Genomic DNA, 3,843 nt, shown 5'->3' with positions numbered 1-3,843 from the left:
TGGCGGCGCCGGCTGCTCGCCGAGATCAACCTGGAGGACCTCACCCGCCTCACCCTCGCCCAGCGCCGGGTGCGCCTGGAGAAGGTGGTCGGGCACATCCTCACCCGCGAGGGCCCGGTGCTGGCCGAACGCGAGAGGTCGGTGCTGATCCGCCGGGTCGTGGACGAGGCCCTGGGTCTGGGGGTGCTCGAGCCGTTGCTGGCCGACGAGTCCGTCACCGAGATCATGGTCAACGGCCCCGACAACGTCTTCATCGAACGCGACGGCCGCATGCAGCGTGTGGACGCGAGCTTCAACGGCGAGGACCAGCTGTACCAGACCATCGACCGGATCGTGTCGATGGTGAACCGCCGCGTGGACGAGTCCTCCCCCATGGTCGACGCCCGCCTGCCCAGCGGCGAGCGGGTCAACGTCATCATCCCGCCGCTGTCGCTGTCGGGGCCGGTGCTGACGATCCGGCGGTTCCCGAAGCCCTACCCCATCGAGGACCTGGTGCGCATGGGCAGCCTGGACTCGGCGACGGGGATCCTGCTGGCGGCGATGGTGCGGGCGCGGTTCAACGTCGTGGTCTCGGGCGGGACCGGCAGCGGCAAGACGACGTTCCTGAACGCCCTGTCGGCGTTCGTGCCGCCCGACGAGCGCATCGTGACCATCGAGGACTCCGCGGAGCTGCAGTTGATGCAGGACCACGTGGTGCGCCTGGAGTCGCGTCCGCCCAACATCGAGGGGCAGGGCGCGATCCAGATCCGGGACCTGGTGCGCAACGCCCTGCGGATGCGCCCGGACCGCATCATCGTCGGTGAGGTGCGCGGGCCCGAGACCATCGACATGCTGCAGGCGATGAACACCGGCCACGACGGGTCGCTGGTGACGGTGCACGCCAACTCCGCCGACGACGCGATCCACCGGTTGCAGACGCTGGCGACGATGGGCGAGGGGCTGGTGCCCTACGACGCTCTGCGCGACCAGATCAACAACGCCGTCGACGCGATCGTGCACCTGGGGCGGTGGCCGGACGGGTCGCGGCGGGTGGAGGAGATCGCGGTGGTCTCGTCCAAGCGGCGCGAGGAGTTCCGGCTGGACACGGTGTTGCGGTTCGAGGCCGAGCCGATCGGGCCGAACCGGAACGTGGAGGGGACCTTCCGCCACGCCCCGCTGCCGCGCCACATCGCCGGGCGCATCTACCACGTGGGCGAGGCGGTGCCCGCTGCCTTCGGTGTGGTCGCCGAGCGGGAGGCGCCGCAGGGGCCCGGGCAGGCCGCCGGGCAAGCTTTCGGGCAGGCCGCCGACGGCGACGGGTACGTGCCGCGCGGCCCCGGCCGGACCCACCCGCCCGGCACCCCGCCCCCGCAGGAGCCCGGAGGCCCTGCGGGCTGACCTCCGGCGCTGGCATCCCCCGCATCCCCCGTAGGAAGGACGGAACCCCGGTGAACTGGGAGACACTGGCCGACTGGCGCCTGGTGGCGATCCTCGTCGCCGTCGTGCTGGTGCTGGCCGTGGTGCTGTGGGCGGTGTGGGAGCTGGTCTCCGGCACCCAGCAGCGGCGCATGATCGCCGAACGCAGTGCCCTGGACCGTGCCGAGCGGGAGGCCGCCACACCGATGGCCCGGCTGGAGGTAGCGCTGTTCCGCACCCAGTGGGGGGCGCGCCTGCACCGGCGGATCGCACGGTCGGGCGCGGACGTGCGGCTGTCCACGTTCGTGGTGGCGCTGTCGGTGGGGGCTCTGCTCGCGGTCGTGGTGGTGTGGCAGGTGCTGGCGCCGTTCTTCGGGCTGCTGGCCGCGGCCGGCGTCGCGTTCCTGTTCTTCTCCTACCTCAACCGGGCCGAGGCCAAGCGGCGGGAGGAGTTCACCGCGCAGCTGCCCGACCTGGCGCGGGTGCTGGGCAATGCGACCTCGGCCGGGTTGGCGCTGCCGACCGCCGTGGCGATGGCCGCCGAGGAGCTGGACGGGCCGGCCGGAGAGGAGCTGGCGCGCATGGCCGAGTCGATGAAGCTCGGCGCGAGTTTCGAGGAGGCCGTCGCGGAGCTGCGCCAACGCATGCCCTCGCGCGAGCTGGGGGTGCTGCTGGCGACACTGGTGGTCTCCTCGCGTTCGGGCGGGTCGCTGGTCACGGCGCTGCGCAACATCTCCTCGACCCTGGAGAACCGCAAGGAGACGCGGCGCGAGGTGCGCACGACCCTGAGCGAGACCACGAGCACGGTGTGGGCGCTGGGAGCGATGTCGGTGGGTGCGGTCTTCCTCATCAACATGATCGAGCCCGGGATCATGCGCGTCATGACGACCACCCCGGCCGGGATCGCTGTGCTGCTGGTGGTGGCGGCACTGTTCACGCTGGGGTTCGTCCTGGTCAACCGGATCACCCGGTTCGAGCTGTAGGGGCAGGTGGAACATGGTGTCGATGGCACAGCTCTCCGCCGTGGCGGTGCCGCTGGGGTTGGCCGCGGCCGCCGCGGGTGTGGTGTTGCTGGCCGCCTACGCGGTCACCCTGCTGCTCTCGCGCACGCAGGTGACGGTGGAGGGGCCAACGATCGGGGCCGCTCCTCGTGCGCAGCGTTACTCGGACGGGGTCTTCGTGCTGCACCGGATCACCGAGGCGCTCGGGGGGCCGCTGGCGCCGTCGGTGCTCAACTCCTTCGGTGAACGCCGCCGCCGGGCGGTGGCCGAGCGTATCGAGGCGGCCGGGCGTCCCGACGGGCTCACCGTGGAGCGTTACGTGCGGCGCCGGGCCGGGGAGATCGTGCTCTACGGGGGTGTGGGGCTGCTGATGCTGCTGGCCGGCCAGGTGTTCCTGGGCGTGGTGGTGCTCGCGTTCATCTTCATGACCGACCTGAACCTGTACGTGCAGGCGCAGGAGCGGGCCGACAAGGTCCAGTCGCAGTTGCCGGACTTCCTGGACGTGCTCGCAGTGACGGTCAGCGCCGGAATGTCGTTCCGTGCTGCCGTGGGGCGGGTCGCCGACTCCATGCCCGGGGTGCTCTCGGAGGAGTTCAAGCTGGCGCTGCAGCAGATGGAGCTGGGCACGTCGCGGCGGGAAGCGTTCGAGATGCTGCGCCGCCGGAACCGGAACGAGGCGTTGAGCAAGTTCGTCACCGCGATCCAGCAGGCGGAGGAGCTGGGTGCGCCGCTGAGCCAGACTCTCGTGGACATCAGCCAGGACATGCGCCGCGCGGACGCGCAGTACATGCGGCGCAAGGCGCAGCGGCTGAACCCGCGCGTGACGATGGTGACCGCGGTGACCCTGCTGCCGGGGCTGCTGATCCTGGTGGTCGGGTCGATGTTCATCGGCACCGAGGTCGACCTGGGCGTGATCCTCGGCGGCTGACCCGCGCACGGCCCGGAGGGCGGTGGCGGGAAGGCACCGAGGTGGCCGGGTTCCGTCCCAGCCCGGCACCCCGGTGGTGTCCGTCCGCGAGTACGAACACCTGTGATGGTGGCAGGCGCCGGCGAAGGGTGCGCGAACACACGGTGAAGTCTCGACGAGCGCCCGCGCAGGCACGCCCGCGCGGGCCGCAGGTCCCCGGTGCTGCGGTGTGTGCCCTATCCGCTGTCGGGGTGCTCGCTCGCCTGCACATCGTCCGGGTCGGGCACGGGCAGGTCCACCTCCGTGTCGAACGAGACGAACGTGTACTCGGTGTGCCACCACTGCGGATACTCCTCCTCGCCCGTGCCCAGGTCCTCGGGGGACAGCCGCGACGACGTCGGGCGCAGGTGGAAGTGGGTCTGCTCCTCCCACGAGAACGCGAGCGGCACCCCCTCGGCGGTGGTGACCAGCGTGAACACCGCCGGTTCCGCGGCCGGGTTGTCTGTGGTGGCGAACTCGCCCTCGACCCACAGCGCGTCC

The 3,843-nt window shown here is 71.5% G+C and carries 3 protein-coding genes and 1 pseudogene; 3 read left to right on the top strand and 1 reads right to left on the bottom strand.

Annotated features, from left to right (window positions below; genetic code table 11):
• From D474_RS27775 to D474_RS0105615, 3 genes are all read left to right on the top strand, one after another.
• Positions 1 to 1,377 (top strand): CpaF family protein (locus D474_RS27775; protein ID WP_017612618.1); only part of this gene is annotated, 1,377 nt, incomplete at its 5' end.
• A 50-nt stretch (positions 1,378 to 1,427) separates the two neighbouring features.
• Positions 1,428 to 2,378: a type II secretion system F family protein gene (locus tag D474_RS0105620; RefSeq protein WP_017612617.1), complete on the top strand. Its 951-nt coding sequence runs from the start codon at positions 1,428 to 1,430 to the stop codon at positions 2,376 to 2,378.
• A 13-nt stretch (positions 2,379 to 2,391) separates the two neighbouring features.
• Positions 2,392 to 3,324, top strand: coding sequence for a type II secretion system F family protein (locus D474_RS0105615; protein ID WP_017612616.1), 933 nt, complete (start codon positions 2,392 to 2,394; stop codon positions 3,322 to 3,324).
• Between the two features lie 215 nt (positions 3,325 to 3,539).
• Here the strand turns inward: D474_RS0105615 and D474_RS27770 are convergent.
• Positions 3,540 to 3,843 (bottom strand): annotated as a pseudogene (locus D474_RS27770) (hypothetical protein); the annotation flags it as partial.

Origin of the sequence: Nocardiopsis salina YIM 90010 (genome assembly GCF_000341025.1) — a bacterium.
Classification (GTDB): Bacteria; Actinomycetota; Actinomycetes; order Streptosporangiales; family Streptosporangiaceae; genus Nocardiopsis; species Nocardiopsis salina.
The sequence above is the reverse complement of the archived record's forward strand: the minus strand, read 5'-3'. Positions and strand labels throughout refer to the sequence as shown.

What these genes read in the sequence shown, in the direction of transcription:
- D474_RS0105615 (WP_017612616.1), top strand. Translation starts at nt 2,392, where the DNA reads ATGGTGTCGATGGCACAGCTCTCCGCCGTGGCGGTGCCGCTGGGGTTG.